General features: G+C 68.1%; 1 pseudogene. It reads left to right on the top strand.

The features are described from left to right. A pseudogene (locus GRI89_RS17875) lies at nt 1-367 on the top strand (TrbI/VirB10 family protein); the annotation flags it as partial.

Here is a 367-nt window from a genome sequence, read left to right as displayed (position 1 = left end):
CCGGCGTGGCGATCGTCGCGGTGCTCGGCATGGCCACCTTGTGGGGCATGAATTCGGCGCGTGTCGAGGACCAGCGTCCCCAGCCGCCGGTCCGACAGGCCGTTCCGGCCTTACAGCCCGCCGCCGTGCCTGAGGCACTTGAGACCGAGGGCGCCGTCGCGCCGGCCCCAATGCAGCTGGCAGATCCGGCTCCTTCGCCGGTGCTTGCTGCGCCACCCCAGGATTTGTCAGCGTCGGCAATGAACCCCTATGGTTCGCCTACTGTCGTGTTTGACTCCAGCGCTCTTGACCTTCCCGAGCCGATTCCGGGCGTCGAAGGCGTCGCGGGCACCGGAAACAGCGCCAGCGATTTCGCCAGCAGGATCGG

Source organism: Croceibacterium salegens (assembly GCF_009827435.1).
GTDB lineage: Bacteria > Pseudomonadota > Alphaproteobacteria > Sphingomonadales > Sphingomonadaceae > Croceibacterium_B > Croceibacterium_B salegens.
The sequence above is the reverse complement of the archived record's forward strand: the minus strand, read 5'-3'. Positions and strand labels throughout refer to the sequence as shown.